At 60.5% G+C, this 14533-nt stretch carries 13 protein-coding genes and 1 tRNA gene; 10 read left to right on the top strand and 4 right to left on the bottom strand.

The genetic code is table 11. From position 1 onward, the window contains the following. Positions 1 to 6: 6 nt before the first annotated feature. From NF676_RS06535 to pdeM, 4 genes are all read left to right on the top strand, one after another. Positions 7 to 1125, top strand: a complete 1119-nt coding sequence (locus tag NF676_RS06535) for a succinylglutamate desuccinylase/aspartoacylase family protein (protein WP_041478065.1) — start codon at positions 7 to 9, stop codon at positions 1123 to 1125. A gap of 12 nt (positions 1126 to 1137) precedes the next feature. Beyond that, positions 1138 to 1902 (top strand): ABC transporter ATP-binding protein, encoded by a 765-nt coding sequence (locus NF676_RS06530; RefSeq protein WP_041478066.1) that lies wholly within the window; start codon positions 1138 to 1140, stop codon positions 1900 to 1902. Between the two features lie 195 nt (positions 1903 to 2097). Then, complete coding sequence (locus NF676_RS06525) at positions 2098 to 4587, top strand: ligase-associated DNA damage response DEXH box helicase (protein ID WP_252887409.1); 2490 nt, start codon at positions 2098 to 2100, stop codon at positions 4585 to 4587. After that, on the top strand, positions 4584 to 5237 hold the full coding sequence (gene pdeM / locus NF676_RS06520) for a ligase-associated DNA damage response endonuclease PdeM (protein WP_431078352.1): 654 nt from the start codon (positions 4584 to 4586) through the stop codon (positions 5235 to 5237). The genes NF676_RS06525 and pdeM overlap by 4 nt, the downstream gene beginning before the upstream one ends. A gap of 44 nt (positions 5238 to 5281) precedes the next feature. Here the strand turns inward: pdeM and NF676_RS06515 are convergent, their stop codons facing one another. Together NF676_RS06515 and dcd are read right to left on the bottom strand one after the other, a co-directional pair. Further along, positions 5282 to 5491, bottom strand: coding sequence for a hypothetical protein (locus NF676_RS06515; protein ID WP_016771389.1), 210 nt, complete (start codon positions 5489 to 5491; stop codon positions 5282 to 5284). Positions 5492 to 5598: 107 nt separating this feature from the next. Beyond that, positions 5599 to 6165, bottom strand: coding sequence for a dCTP deaminase (gene dcd / locus NF676_RS06510; protein WP_007940589.1), 567 nt, complete (start codon positions 6163 to 6165; stop codon positions 5599 to 5601). A gap of 355 nt (positions 6166 to 6520) precedes the next feature. Between dcd and NF676_RS06505 the strand changes: the two genes are divergently transcribed. Then, the gene (locus NF676_RS06505; RefSeq protein ID WP_002554837.1) at positions 6521 to 6730 is read left to right on the top strand and encodes a cold-shock protein; all 210 of its coding nucleotides are present in this window, start codon (positions 6521 to 6523) and stop codon (positions 6728 to 6730) included. Between the two features lie 118 nt (positions 6731 to 6848). Here the strand turns inward: NF676_RS06505 and NF676_RS06500 are convergent, their stop codons facing one another. Then, on the bottom strand, positions 6849 to 7856 hold the full coding sequence (locus NF676_RS06500) for a DUF481 domain-containing protein (RefSeq protein ID WP_024011896.1): 1008 nt from the start codon (positions 7854 to 7856) through the stop codon (positions 6849 to 6851). Between the two features lie 165 nt (positions 7857 to 8021). Here NF676_RS06500 and NF676_RS06495 point away from each other — a divergent pair, with 165 nt between their 5' ends. From NF676_RS06495 to NF676_RS06480, 4 genes are all read left to right on the top strand, one after another. Further along, entirely contained in the window at positions 8022 to 8375 is a 354-nt protein-coding gene (locus NF676_RS06495) for an MGMT family protein (protein ID WP_083352143.1), read from the top strand. Positions 8376 to 8418: 43 nt separating this feature from the next. Beyond that, the gene (locus tag NF676_RS06490; RefSeq protein ID WP_041478070.1) at positions 8419 to 9978 is read left to right on the top strand and encodes an AmpG family muropeptide MFS transporter; all 1560 of its coding nucleotides are present in this window, start codon (positions 8419 to 8421) and stop codon (positions 9976 to 9978) included. Between the two features lie 129 nt (positions 9979 to 10107). Beyond that, a complete protein-coding gene (locus tag NF676_RS06485) occupies positions 10108 to 11823 on the top strand; it encodes a proline--tRNA ligase (protein ID WP_041478071.1) in 1716 nt (571 codons plus the stop codon). 17 nt (positions 11824 to 11840) lie between these two features. Then, positions 11841 to 12794 carry a hypothetical protein gene (locus NF676_RS06480; RefSeq protein WP_056783330.1) on the top strand — a complete coding sequence of 318 codons (954 nt, stop codon included), beginning with the start codon at positions 11841 to 11843 and terminating at the stop codon, positions 12792 to 12794. Between the two features lie 124 nt (positions 12795 to 12918). On the opposite strand, the gene dinB is transcribed toward NF676_RS06480, so the two are convergent. Further along, entirely contained in the window at positions 12919 to 13980 is a 1062-nt protein-coding gene (gene dinB, locus NF676_RS06475; RefSeq protein ID WP_252877596.1) for a DNA polymerase IV, read from the bottom strand. Between the two features lie 279 nt (positions 13981 to 14259). Between dinB and NF676_RS06470 the strand changes: the two genes are divergently transcribed. Beyond that, positions 14260 to 14336: transfer RNA gene (locus tag NF676_RS06470), tRNA-Met, on the top strand. Positions 14337 to 14533 lie beyond the last annotated feature (197 nt).

Genomic DNA, 14533 nt, shown 5'->3' with positions numbered 1-14533 from the left:
ATAACAATGCGCCACCAGATCCATGACTTGCTGGCCCCGCTGCCGGGGACCGCACGGCAGATTCACAGCTTCCACTTCGGCCCACCGCAGGCCAAGGGCAAGGTTTACATCCAGGCGTCGCTGCACGCTGACGAACTGCCGGGCATGCTGGTCGCCTGGCACCTGAAACAGCGTCTGGCCGAGCTGGAAGCTGCCGGCCGCCTGCGCAGCGAAATCGTCCTGGTGCCGGTGGCCAACCCGGTCGGCCTCGAACAAGTGCTGATGGACGTGCCGCTGGGCCGTTACGACCTGGAGAGCGGGCAGAACTTCAATCGCTGGTTCGTCGACCTCAGCGAAGAAATCGGCAACGCCATCGAAGGCCAACTCAACGACGACGCGCAGCACAACCTCGAACTGATCCGCGCCAGCCTGCGCAACGCCCTCGACCGTCAGAAGCCGACCACACAACTGCAATCCCAGCGTCTGACCCTGCAACGCCTGGCCTGCGATGCCGACATGGTGCTGGACTTGCACTGCGACTTCGAATCGGTGGTGCACCTGTACACCACGCCCGAGGCGTGGCCACAGGTCGAGCCCTTGGCGCGCTACATGGAAGCGCAGGCCAGCCTGCTCGCTACCGATTCCGGCGGGCAATCGTTCGACGAGTGCTTCACCCTGCTCTGGTGGCAACTGCGCGAGCGCTTCGGTGAGCAGTTCGAGATTCCGCTGGGCAGCTTCTCGGTGACCGTCGAATTGCGCGGCCAGGGCGACGTCAATCACCCACTGGCCAGCCGCGATTGTCAGGCGCTGATCGACTATCTGATCCAGTTCGATGCCATCGTCGGCGAGACCAAGCCGCAACCGCCACTGCCGTACCCGGCCACGCCGCTGGCCGGGGTCGAACCGGTGACCACACCAGTCGGCGGCCTGCTGGTGTACTGCGCCACGCCCGGCCAATACCTGGAAGCCGGCCAGCAGATCGCCGAAATCATCGACCCGGTCCACGACAAGGTCACCCCCATTCATTGCACCGCCGCCGGCCTGCTGTATGCGCGCTCGCTGCGGCGCATGGCCACTGCCGGCATGGTCATCGCCCACGTCGCGGGCGCCCAGGCCTATCGCAGCGGCTACCTACTTTCGCCTTGAGGATGCTCGTCCATGTACAAACTGACCGTTGAAGGCCTGCACAAAAGCTATGGCGATCATCAGGTGCTCAAAGGCGTTTCGCTCAAGGCCAAAACCGGCGACGTGATCAGCCTGATCGGCGCCAGCGGCTCGGGCAAAAGCACCTTTTTGCGCTGCATCAATTTCCTTGAACAACCCAATGACGGCGCCATGAGCCTTGATGGCCAGGCGATCCGCATGGTCACCGACCGCCACGGCATGCACGTTGCCGACGCCGATGAACTGCAACGCCTGCGCACGCGGCTGGCGATGGTGTTCCAGCATTTCAACCTGTGGAGCCACATGACCGTGCTGGAAAACATCACCATGGCCCCGCGCCGGGTGCTGGGCTGCAGCAAACAGGAAGCCGAGGATCGCGCCCGACGTTATCTGGACAAAGTCGGCTTGCCGGCGCGGGTCGCCGATCAATACCCGGCGTTTCTGTCCGGCGGCCAGCAACAACGCGTGGCGATCGCCCGGGCACTGGCGATGGAGCCGGAAGTGATGCTGTTCGACGAACCGACCTCGGCACTCGACCCGGAACTGGTCGGCGAAGTGCTGAAAGTGATTCAGGGTCTGGCCGAGGAAGGCCGGACGATGATCATGGTCACCCACGAAATGAGTTTTGCGCGCAAGGTGTCGAATCAGGTGCTGTTTCTGCATCAGGGTCTGGTGGAGGAAGAAGGTGCACCTGAAGACGTGCTGGGCAATCCGAAAAGCGAACGGCTGAAGCAATTCCTCAGCGGCAATCTTAAATAAGGTTGGCAACCCACCCCTGTGTGGGAGCGAGCCTGCTCGCGAAAGCGGTTTATCAGTCAACATCAATGTTGAATGTGCAATCGCATTCGCGAGCAGGCGCGCTCCCACAGGGGGAATCCATCGACCGACAAAGTTAAACTTGTCGCCCCGCTTCGCTGTCTCTGAAACAACACCTCCAGAGCGCACGCAGCCGGCATGGCGAAATCCCCCGACTTTGCAAAAACCTGGTTCAGCGCCCGCGACTGGAAGCCGTTCGCCTTTCAGAAACAGGTGTGGGCGGCGGTGAAAAACGGCGAGTCCGGCTTGCTCCACGCCAGCACCGGCGCTGGTAAAACCTACGCGGTGTGGTTTGCCGCACTCAATCGCTTCGCTCGCTTGCAGCCGCCCGTGGCTACACCGCGCAAACGCAAACCGCCGGCCGAACCGCTGACGGTGCTGTGGATCACGCCGATGCGCGCCCTCGCCGCCGATACCGCCCGCGCGTTGCAGATTCCGGTGGATGACTTACAGATTCCGTGGAGTATCGGCCTGCGCACCGGCGATACCAGCAGCAGCGAACGCGCGCGTCAGGGCCGACGTCTGCCAACGACGCTGATCACCACACCGGAAAGCCTGACCCTGTTGCTCGCCCGCGCCGATGCGCGCACGGCGTTGTCGACCCTGCGCATGATCGTCGTGGATGAATGGCACGAATTGCTCGGCAACAAACGCGGCGTGCAACTGCAACTGGCCCTCGCCCGCCTGCGTCATTGGCAGCCGGAACTGATTGTCTGGGGGGTATCCGCCACCCTCGGTAATCAATCCCACGCCGAGCAAGTGCTGATCCCACAGGGCGGCGGCGTCAGTGTCCAAGGCAAAAGCGAAAAAACCCTGCAAGTCGACACCCTGCTGCCACCGGCCATCGAGCGTTTTCCCTGGGCCGGCCACATCGGTCTGAAGATGCTGCCGCAGGTGGTGGCCGAACTTGACGCCTGTGCCAGCAGCCTGGTGTTCACCAACACCCGTGCGCAATCGGAGATCTGGTATCAGGCGCTGCTGGAAGCGCGGCCGGACTGGGCCGGGTTGATCGCGCTGCACCACAGCTCACTGTCACGCGATACCCGCGACTGGGTCGAGCAGGCATTAAAGAATGGCCAGTTGAAAGCGGTGGTGTGCACCTCGAGCCTGGACTTGGGTGTGGATTTCCTCCCGGTCGAACGCGTACTGCAAATCGGCTCGGCGAAAGGCGTTGCGCGGTTGATGCAACGTGCCGGGCGCTCCGGCCACGCACCGGGGCGCACCTCGCGGGTGACGCTGGTGCCGACCCACAGCCTGGAACTGATCGAAGCGGTCGCCGCACGCGATGCCGTCGAGCAACGGCGCATCGAGCCGCGCCTGTCACCGCACAAGCCGCTGGATGTGCTGGTCCAGCATTTGGTCAGCATGGCCCTTGGCGGTGGCTTTATTCCTGAAGACTTGTACGAAGAAGTCCGTGGTGCCTGGGCCTATCGCGACCTGACAGCGGCAGACTGGGCCTGGGCGCTGGCGTTCGTACGCCATGGCGGGATGTCTCTTACAGCGTATCCGGATTACCGCCGGGTCGAGCCGGACGAACACGGCGTCTGGCGTGTGCCGGATGCGCGTCTGGCGCGGCGCCATCGCATGAGCATCGGCACCATCGTCAGCGACGCGAGCATCAACCTGAAATTCTGGAGCAAGGGCGGCGGCGGCAAACAGCTGGGCAGCGTCGAGGAAGGTTTTATCGCCCGGCTGAAACCGGGCGATGGTTTCCTCTTCGCCGGGCGCCTGCTGGAACTGGTGCGGGTGGAAAACATGACCGCCTACGTCAAACGCAGCACCGCGAAAAAGGCTGCCGTGCCGCGCTGGAATGGCGGACGCATGCCGTTATCCAACGAACTGGCCGAAGCGGTGGTCACGCGCTTCAGCGCCGCTGCTCAAGGTCAATTCAAAGGCCCGGAAATGCACGCGTTGCGGCCGCTGCTGGAGACGCAGATACGCTGGTCCGGCTTGCCCACCACGGAAAATCTGCTGGCCGAAGTGCTGAAATCCCGCGAAGGCTGGCATCTTTTTCTCTATCCGTTCGCCGGGCGACAAGTGCATCTGGGACTGGCGAGCCTGTTGGCGTGGCGCGTCAGTCAGCGCCAGCCGGTGACCTTCTCGATTGCCGTGAATGATTACGGCCTGGAACTGCTCAGCGCCACGCCGGTGGATTGGGCCACGCATCTGGACGCGCACCTGTTCAATGCCGATGACCTGTTGCTGGACGTGCTCGCCAGCCTCAATGCCGGTGAACTGGCGTTGCGCCGCTTCCGCGAAATCGCGCGGATCGCCGGGCTGGTGTTCGCCGGGTATCCGGGCGCACCAAAAAGCACCCGCCAGGTGCAGGCGTCGAGTGGCTTGTTCTTCCAGGTGTTCAAACAATATGACGCCGACAACCTGCTGCTGGCCCAGGCTGGGGAAGAAGTCCTACGCGAAGAGCTGGATATTCGCCGTCTGGAACAGACACTGGAGCGCATCAATCAGATGAAACTGGACGTGCATCAGGTTAAACGTCCTACACCGTTGGGCTTTCCGCTGCTGGTGGAGCGGATGCGCGAGAGCATGAGTTCGGAAAAACTGGCTGACAGGATCAGAAGAATGGTTGGTGACCTGGAAAAAACCGCTGATAACGGGAAATCGTCGTGAGTGCGTACCCGGTGCGTTTGGCCGGTGAGGAGTTGTGGCTGCTGCCGGAGAAAGCGCTGTACTGGCCAGCGCAGGAAGCATTGCTGATCGCCGATGTGCATTTCGGTAAGGCGGCGGCCTATCGCAGCCTCGGCCAGCCGGTGCCGCATGGCACGACGGCGAGCAACATCGAGGTAATCGACGCGTTGCTGGCGCGGTTGCCGTGTCGCCAGTTGATCTTCCTCGGGGATTTTCTGCATGGGCCTGGTTCACATGTCCCGACCACGCTGAATGCGCTGGCAGAGTGGCGCGCACGGCACGCTGACCTGCCGATGACACTGATTCGCGGCAACCACGATAAACGCGCGGGCGCCCCACCAGCCTCGCTGAATATCCGCGTGGTGCCAGAGCCGCTATTACTCGGACCGTTCGCCCTGCAGCATGAGCCCGATGCGCATCCGGAACGGCACGTGCTCGCCGGCCACGTGCACCCGGTCTATCGGCTGCATGGCAAAGGTCGGCAGAGCCTGCGCCTGGCTTGTTTCAGACTCGGTGAGCGCATCAGCCTGATGCCGGCATTCGGTGCGTTCACCGGCGGCTATCAGGTCGAGCGCGACGACAGCTGCAAAGTCTTCGTGATCGGCGACAACGAAATATGGCCCGTCAGCTAGATCGCAAATCGATCAGACTGACGGGCCATATTCATGACAGTGGATCAGGCGACAGGCGCCGGAGGCGGCTCGTCCGGCAGCGTTGGTTCGCCTGGTTCGGTCGGTTGTTCGTTGGGAGTATCGGGATCGGGCTGGCCGGGCACGCCGCCGGACAGACTCAAAGACGGATTCGCCAGTAACGACCAGGCCAGAACGCCTATCTGATTGGGCTCAAGCCTTGCCAGTTCAGCGCTGATTCGCGGGTCGATCTTCATAGGGCACTCCTCAGTGAAGGCCCGAATCTGTGTGTAACAAAAACGGGCAGTACACCCCATAGAGTGTCTGCCCGCCAAAGAATTCCCGACATCCGTCGGATGGTCGATCAGGTACGCGGCAAGGTCACGCCACGCTGGCCCTGATATTTGCCGCCACGATCCTTGTAGGAAACTTCACATTCTTCGTCGGATTCGAGGAAGAGCATCTGCGCCACACCTTCGTTGGCGTAGATTTTCGCCGGCAGGTTGGTGGTATTGGAAAATTCCAGGGTCACATGACCTTCCCACTCAGGCTCGAGTGGAGTGACGTTGACGATGATGCCGCAGCGCGCGTAGGTGCTTTTACCCAGGCAGATGGTCAGCACGTTGCGCGGAATGCGGAAGTACTCGACGGTGCTGGCCAGGGCGAAGGAGTTCGGCGGAATGATGCAGACGTCGCTGTGGATGTCGACGAAGCTGCCGGCGTCGAAGTTCTTCGGGTCGACAATGGCCGAGTTGATGTTGGTGAACACCTTGAAGTGGTTGGTGCAACGCACGTCGTAGCCGTAGCTCGACACGCCGTAGGAAATCACCCGGCTGTCGTCGCTGCCGCGCATCTGGCGCTCGACGAACGGTTCGATCATGCCGTGTTCCTGCGCCATGCGGCGAATCCACTTGTCCGATTTGATGCTCATGGCGGGTTTGTCCTGAATAGCGAGGTGGAAAAATTCTGTCCGGCATCTTACCGGGCGCGTCGTCTCGTTCAAAGTGCGCAACGCAATTCTCGGCGAACACCCCGTATTTACGCGATGTGGCGACGAACCGTCGCACCGCCGATCCCTAAAACACAGAATCCTTTGCAAGAAACATTGGCACGTTCCGGAAAAAGGGTTAAGGTGGCGTCACTGTGTTGCTTGTGTCACTGAGAATCTCTACACGATATGTTGAATTTCGATCCAACCATCTACAAGAATTTTTCCTGCTCTTTGCACTCAGTCTCGGCCAGGGTTCTTCCTGAGTCGCAGTTATCTTTGTTCAAGGAGTTACACCATGTCTAATCGCCAAACCGGTACCGTTAAGTGGTTCAACGATGAAAAAGGCTTCGGCTTCATCACTCCACAATCCGGTGACGACCTGTTCGTTCACTTCAAAGCTATCCAATCCGACGGCTTCAAAAGCCTGAAAGAAGGCCAACAGGTTTCTTTCATCGCTACCCGCGGTCAGAAAGGCATGCAAGCTGAAGAAGTACAAGTTATCTAACTTGTAGCTTCTTTAGAAAAGAGCCCCGCCCTTAAAAGCGGGGCTTTTTTGTGGGCGCCTGTTTTGCGCTGGCAAAAAAAATCGCGACCCTTGGGGCCGCGATTTTTTGTTTCTGCCCTTACCAGGCGACGCCAAACCCTGCGGTATAACGGGTCTTGTTCAGATCCGCATCGTTGGTGCCACTGATGATGTCGCGCTCGGCCTTGAGGTTGAGCGAGGCCCAGTCGGTGACCTTGTAGCGCAGGCCCAGCTCGGCATCCAGTGCGTAATCGGCAACACCCGACAGCGGCTTGCCGACTTCGCCATTGGTGAAGAACTCGACCTTCTTGCCGATCAGGTAGCGGTTGTAGTCCCACTTCATCGCGACGGAGTAGAAGTTGTCCTTGCTGCCATCGCGGTATTCATAGTCGGTGCGGTTGAGCAACGAGCCCAGCGAGAACGCACCCAGCTCATCGTCCCAGAACTGGTAACCCGGACCGGTACCGACCACACGCTGACGCGCCAGCTCTTCGATGTGATCACGCTTGTAGTTGATGCGCCCTTGCCAGAACCACTGATCGGTAAGGAAGCGGTCGAGGGAGTATTCGGCGCGCCAGTTGTTGGTGGTGGTTTCCGCATCCTGGACTTCGCGGTTGTACTCGCCCTCGCCGGTATGGCGCCAGCGACCATGGCGAGCCGAAGTCTTGAAGGCGACGTCGTAATCGTCGGTGTCCTTTTCGGCGCGCTGATAGTCCAGCGCCAGATCGACGTTACCCTTCCATACCAGGTCGGTGACGATCGGCTTGGGCTTGAGAATCTGCTGAATGCTCGCCAGCTCGACCGTCTTCGGCGCCTCGCCGTTGGCCAGGGTGACCTTGCCATCGTCGGCCGCGGTGAGCGACTTCGACACTTCGCCGGCATAGGCGTCCTGCTTCACCAACAGATGCTGATCGCTGTCGAGGGTCTTGACCTCTTTCCAGTCAATCGCCACTGCGCCGGCGTATTTGGTCTGGATCAGCAGCTTGCCGCCATCGAATACCGTGATAGTGCCACTCAGCTTGTCGCCGTTTTTCAACCAGACGGTGTCGGCAAGCAGGGGCGTGGACGCGCTGAAAACAGCAAGGCACAACAGGGTTCTGGGGAACATAAGCAGATCGGGGGCTCAGAGTTGGCGAAAAGGGTCGGCATTATCCGTAGGATTTTGCCCATGACAAGGACTGACCGGACTATTTCAATTGAGTTCATTTCTCAACCGCGCCACGAGCGATTACCCTTGTCGCCATCATCACGCCAATGCTCAGGAGCCGCGTACGTGAAAGACCCGCTCGACAGCGTCGAAAACGATGCGCAAATCCGACGCACGGCACTCTACTCGACGCTCGCGCAAGTGCCCGAAGGCAAAGTCGTCAGTTATGGCCAGTTGGCCGAACTTGCGGGGCTGGGCCGCGCCGCGCGCTGGGTCGGGCGGACTTTGAGCCAGTTGCCCGGCGACACCAGGCTGCCTTGGCACCGCGTGCTCGGCGCCGGCGGGCGCATCAGCCTGCCGGTCGGCAGCCCCTCCGGTGATGAACAACGTGCGCGATTGCGCATGGAAGGCATCACCATCCAGAACAATCGTGTGGATATTCGGCGCCATGGCTGGCGTCCGGTAGAGCACAGCGGTTAGAGTGCGCGCTTTGTTTTCGCAATTTTGAGGCAGACTTCAGCCCATGCCCCGTAAAACCTGGCGCGCCGCGCTCGCCGCCTATGCCAGTCCTTCGACGCTCGTGCTGTTGTTGCTCGGTTTTGCCGCCGGCCTGCCGTACATGCTGGTGTTCTCGACGCTCTCCGTATGGCTGCGTGAAGCAGGCGTGGCCCGTGAAACCATTGGCTATGCCAGCCTGATCGGCCTGGCGTACGCGTTCAAATGGGTCTGGTCGCCGCTGCTCGACCAATGGCGCCTGCCCTTGCTGGGCAAACTCGGCCGCCGCCGTTCCTGGCTGGTGCTCTCCCAGGCACTGGTGATTCTCGGGCTGATCGGCATGGGTTTCTGTGATCCGCAGAAGCATTTGTCCTGGCTGATCGCCATTGCTGTCGTGGTTGCCTTCGCCTCGGCCACGCAAGATATCGCGGTCGACGCCTATCGCCTGGAAATCGCCGATGACAGCCGCCAGGCCGCTCTCGCCGCCAGCTACATGTCCGGTTACCGCGTCGCCGCCCTGCTGGCCACCGCCGGCGCGCTGTTCTTCGCCGAAGGTTTCGGCTCCACCGGTTTCAACTATAAGCACGCAGCTTGGACCGGCACCTATGTCCTGTTCGGCGCATTGATGGTGCCCGCGCTGCTGACCACGCTGTTCATGCGTGAACCACCCGTACCGCTGCGCACGCAGTTGCAGGCCGGGCGCTACACGTTCATGCATCAATTGATGTCGGTGTTCGTGCTGATCGTTCTGCTGGTTTCCGTACCGGCGATGTTCACCCAGCTATACAACACCGATTTCGCCGGCGTGCTGTTCGGCGACATGAGCCCACTCGATTTGCTGCTCGAAGACCGCGCCTTCCTGCGTGCCATCCTCTATACGTTGCTGACGGGGATGTGTCTGTCGGCCATGGGCCGGCGCGGACTGGCGCCGGTACTGACGCCGATCAATGACTTCATCCTGCGTTATCGCTGGCAGGCGCTGCTGCTGCTGGGCCTGATCGCCACTTACCGGATGTCCGACACGGTAATGGGCGTCATGGCCAACGTGTTTTATATTGACCAGGGTTTCACCAAGGATCAGATCGCCAGTGTCAGCAAGATTTTCGGCCTGATCATGACCCTCGTCGGCGCCGGCATGGGTGGCCTGTTGATCGTGCGTTTCGGCATTCTGCCGATTCTGTTTATCGGTGGTGTGTCTTCGGCAGCGACCAACCTGCTGTTCGTCATGCTCGCGGACATGGGCCCGAACCTGCAGATGCTGGTGGTGACCATTTCCCTCGACAACTTCAGCTCGGGCCTGGCGACATCGGCGTTCGTTGCCTACCTGTCGAGCCTGACCAACCTGAAGTTTTCCGCTACGCAATATGCCCTGCTCAGCTCGATCATGTTGCTGCTGCCGCGCCTGATGGGCGGCTATTCCGGCGTGCTGGTCGAGAAGTTCGGCTATCACAGCTTCTTCCTCATTACCGCCCTGCTCGGCGTACCGACGCTGCTACTGATCGCGCTCCACTGGTTTCAGGAGCGCCGCCGCGAAGGACAAACACCGACGCCCGAGCCTGCACCGACGCCCGTCACCGAAGAATCGTAGGACGCTTCGCCAATGGCGGGAGGAATCCCGCCGCTGGCGCCTTCCGCCGGCCACACTTCTGTACGTCAGCAAAACTCGCCGGTACACTGCTCCGTCATTTCCAGTCATAGCAACCGACAACGGCCAACCATGCGCACCAGTCAATTTTTGCTCGCCACACAGAAAGAAACGCCTTCCGACGCGGTCGTGATCAGCCACCAGCTGATGCTGCGCGCCGGCATGATCCGCAAGCTTGCCTCGGGCCTGTACACCTGGCTGCCGATGGGCCTGCGGGTCATGCGCAAGGTCGAAGCCATCGTTCGCGAAGAGATGAACGCTGCCGGTTCTCTGGAAGTGTTGATGCCGAGCACCCAACCGGCCGAGCTGTGGCAGGAATCGGGGCGCTGGGAAGAATACGGCCCTGAGCTGCTGCGCATCAAAGACCGCCATGGTCGTGATTTCTGCGCGGGCCCGACTCACGAAGAAGTGATCACCGATCTGATGCGCAACGAGTTGAGCAGCTACAAACAGCTGCCAATCAACCTGTATCAGATCCAGACCAAATTCCGCGACGAAATCCGCCCACGCTTCGGTTTGATGCGCGGCCGCGAATTCATCATGAAGGACGCCTACTCCTTCCACGCTGATCAGGCGTCGCTGCAGGTCACCTACGACCGCATGCATGAAGCCTACTGCAACATCTTCACGCGTCTGGGCCTGAAATTCCGCCCGGTAGAAGCCGACAACGGTTCGATCGGTGGTGCAGGTTCCCACGAATTCCACGTGCTGGCCGAGTCCGGCGAAGACGATATCGTCTTCAGCAACGGCTCCGACTACGCGGCGAACATCGAAAAAGCCGAAGCGGTGCCACGGGAAACCTCGCGCCCTGCGCCAACCGAAGAACTGCGTCTGGTCGACACGCCGGACACCAAAACCATCGCCGCCCTGGTGGAAAAATTCAATCTGCCGATTGAAAAGACCATCAAGACCCTGATCGTCCATGCCGAAGAAGAAGGCAAGCTGATCGCGCTGGTGATTCGTGGCGACCACGAACTGAACGAAATCAAGGCTGCCAATCAGCCTGGCGTGGCCAGCCCGCTGGTCATGGCCTCCGATGCCGAACTGCGTGACGCGATTGGCGCCGGCGCCGGCTCGCTCGGCCCGCTGAACCTGCCGCTGCCGATCATCATCGACCGCTCGGTGGCGATGATGAGCGACTTCGGTATTGGCGCGAACATCGACGACAAGCACTATTTCGGCGTGAACTGGGAGCGTGATCTGCCGGTTCCGACCGTTGCCGACCTGCGCAACGTCGTCGCCGGCGATCCAAGCCCGGACGGCAAAGGCACGCTGGAAATCAAGCGCGGCATCGAAGTCGGGCACATCTTCCAGCTGGGCAACAAGTACAGCAAGGCGATGAAGTGCGAAGTGCTGGGCGAAAACGGCAAGCCGGTGACTCTGGAAATGGGTTGCTACGGCATTGGCGTTTCCCGCGTGGTCGCTGCAGCTATCGAGCAGAACAACGACGCCAACGGCATCATCTGGAGCGACACACTGGCGCCGTTCCAGATCGCGCTGGTACCGCTGCGCTATGAAACCGAGCAGGTGCGCGAAGCCACCGACAAGCTCTATGCCGAACTGACGGCGGCCGGCTTCGAAGTGCTGCTGGACGATCGCGACAAGAAAACCAGCCCGGGCATCAAGTTCGCGGACATGGAGCTGATCGGCATTCCACACCGGATCGTGGTCAGCGACCGCGGCCTCGCCGAAGGCAACCTGGAATACAAGAGTCGTTCCGAAGCAGAGGCGCAAGCACTGCCGGTGGCCGATGTTGTGTCCTTCCTTCAGGCCCGTATCCGCCGCTGAAACCAGATAGAGACGTCATGTTCAAGCGAAACACCTTAGGCCTCGGTGGCGCCGCCCTGTGCGGCGCCCTGCTGGTCAGCGGCTGCGCCAATCACATGTCGCAACGCAGCGAGCACGAAGAGCGGGTCGAGAGAAAGTTGCTCGATCACAGCCTGCAGATCGATGTCGGCGAGCCCAAGGTGCTCGAGCTGCCGCAGCGACGCGTGAAGATCAACGAGCAGAAGACTTTCGAAGTCACCGAGTTCGAGGTCACCCGTCGTTACGACCGCTACACGCCTTACCAACCCTGGCGCGAAGTCTACGAGATTCCGCTGGGCGCGGTGGCCGTGGTCGGTGGTGTCGGTGCCAACGTGGTCAACGTGTTTGCCCTCGGTAACCTGCCGGACAGCGTCACCCGGGATTGGCTGAGCTACGGTTTCGCCGGGCTCAACCCGTTCATGAACGTGCAGTCCAATGGTCGCGCGCAGCAAAACCTCGCGGGCATCGATGAAGTCCAGCGCGACAAGCGCACGGAGTATTCGAGCCTGCCGTGGAGCGAACGACCGGTGCAGGTCAAGGCCGGCAAGCAGACATTCGACATGACCACTGATCGCAACGGTGTGCTGCGCTTGAATCTGCTCGATAGCCCTTTCGCCGAACATGACCTCAACCATGTCGGCCGCTTGCAGATCAGTGTCGAAGACGCCAAGGACGATGTGCATTCCGACTCGACCCTGATGCTCAGCGGCCACCTGCGCGGCAAGTTGATTGAGGCGCACGGGCTGATTTATGACGATCTGGAAGATGACGAGGTGAGCCAGTGGGTACACCGGGTCAAACGCCTGTCGGAGCTGGGCCTGGAAGAAGAAGCCAGCGAACTGGAACAGAGCCTGATCGAACTGACGCGCAACGATCCGGAGTTGCAGGCTGAGTTTCTCAAGTCTTTGGCCAAGGATGCCGGGCGTTTAGTGGCTGATCCGGGACCGAATTAAAGCTTAGAAGCTTCGTCGGAACGCCGCCCGGAGCAGGCTCGCTCCCACAAGGGATTTGTGAACGACGCAGATCCAATGTGGGAGCGAGCCTGCTCGCGAAGAGGCCCTGCCAGGCACCGCGAATCTACCGCTCAAACAACTCCATCTGCTCAAACCCGCCGCGCAAATCCTCCAGCCTCACTCCCACCCCCAACAGCCGCACCGGCTTGCCGCCGCGATTGAACGCCTGCGTCAGCATCAACTGATAACTGCCAAGGTCGCGCCCTGCCCCAGCCTGCTCCAGCGTGGTCTGGGTGAAATCATGAAATTTGACTTTGACGAACGGCTTGCCCGGTCGATAACTGCTGTCGATCCGCGCCATGCGGGTTTTCAGGGTATCGAGCAGCTCGGGCAATTTGTCCAGGCAGCTGCGCAAGTCCGGCAGATCAACGTCGTAGGTGTTTTCCACGCTGATCGACTGACGGCGGCTGTCGTTGTGCACCAGCCGGTCATCGATTCCACGGGCCAGATTCCACAAGCGCTCGCCGAAACTGCCGAATTCGCGCACCAGCGCCAGCCTGCCCCACTCGCGCAGATGCTGGCAGTCAACGATGCCGAGCTTGCCGAGCTTGTCGGCGGTGACCTTGCCGACGCCGTGCAGCTTGCTCACCGGCAGACCACTGACGAACTCCTCGACCTGATCCGGGGTGATCACGAACAAACCGTTGGGTTTTTTCCAGTCGCTGGCGATCTTCGCCAGAAATTTGTTTGGCGCAACGCCTGCGGAAACGGTGATGTGCAATTGGTTGGAGACCCGGCGGCGAATGTCTTGGGCGATGCGCGTGGCGCTGCCGCCGAAATGCGCGCTGTCGGACACATCCAGATAGGCCTCGTCGAGCGACAGCGGCTCGATCAGGTCGGTGTAGTCGGCGAAGATCGTATGAATTTCCTTCGACGCTTCCCGATAAGCGTCCATGCGCGGCTTGACGATGGTCAGGTCCGGACACAGCTTTAATGCATGCCCGGAAGCCATGGCCGAGCGCACACCATAGGCGCGCGCTTCATAGTTGCAGGTGGCGATCACCCCGCGCCGATCCGCCGAACCACCCACCGCCAGTGGCTTGCCGGCCAGACGCGGGTCATCGCGCATCTCGATGGCAGCATAGAAACAGTCACAGTCGACGTGGATGATTTTTCGCTGGGTCATGTCGGAAAAAGACAACGTGGCAAGCCGGAGCGGCAGTATCTCATTGGCACCTGTATATAGCATCAGTGGTTGAATGTTCTTTTCCGACCGTAGGAGATTTCCGATGAATTTATTTTTTCAATCACAGATCAGCGCGCAATAGAGCTGAAAGCCTTGCGCCACTTGCCCTGCGCGCCGGCCGCCCGCCGTGAAAATACGCTAAGCGCTTGAACCTCAACAGATTTATCCGGATCGACGGTTGACACACTCGCGAACCTCTGTAGAATGCCGCCACACAGACGCGGGATGGAGCAGTCTGGTAGCTCGTCGGGCTCATAACCCGAAGGTCGTCGGTTCAAATCCGGCTCCCGCAACCAAACATCAGAAAAGGCTACTCGAAAGAGTGGCCTTTTTTGTGCGCGTCTGTTTTGCAAACGCGCGCCCTGCTCAATCGCCAGCGAAACGGCAATTTGTTGCATTTCCGAAACTTACGCATTACCTGCGACCGTTCGCCGCGATTTCGCAGTTATTTGGCCCATTCCGGGATTAGCGGTTGACACCTCGTCGTTCGCCT

The organism is Pseudomonas siliginis, assembly GCF_024072275.1.
In the GTDB taxonomy this organism is placed as follows: Bacteria; Pseudomonadota; Gammaproteobacteria; order Pseudomonadales; family Pseudomonadaceae; genus Aquipseudomonas; species Aquipseudomonas siliginis.
This window is presented reverse-complemented; position numbering and strand designations above follow the sequence as displayed.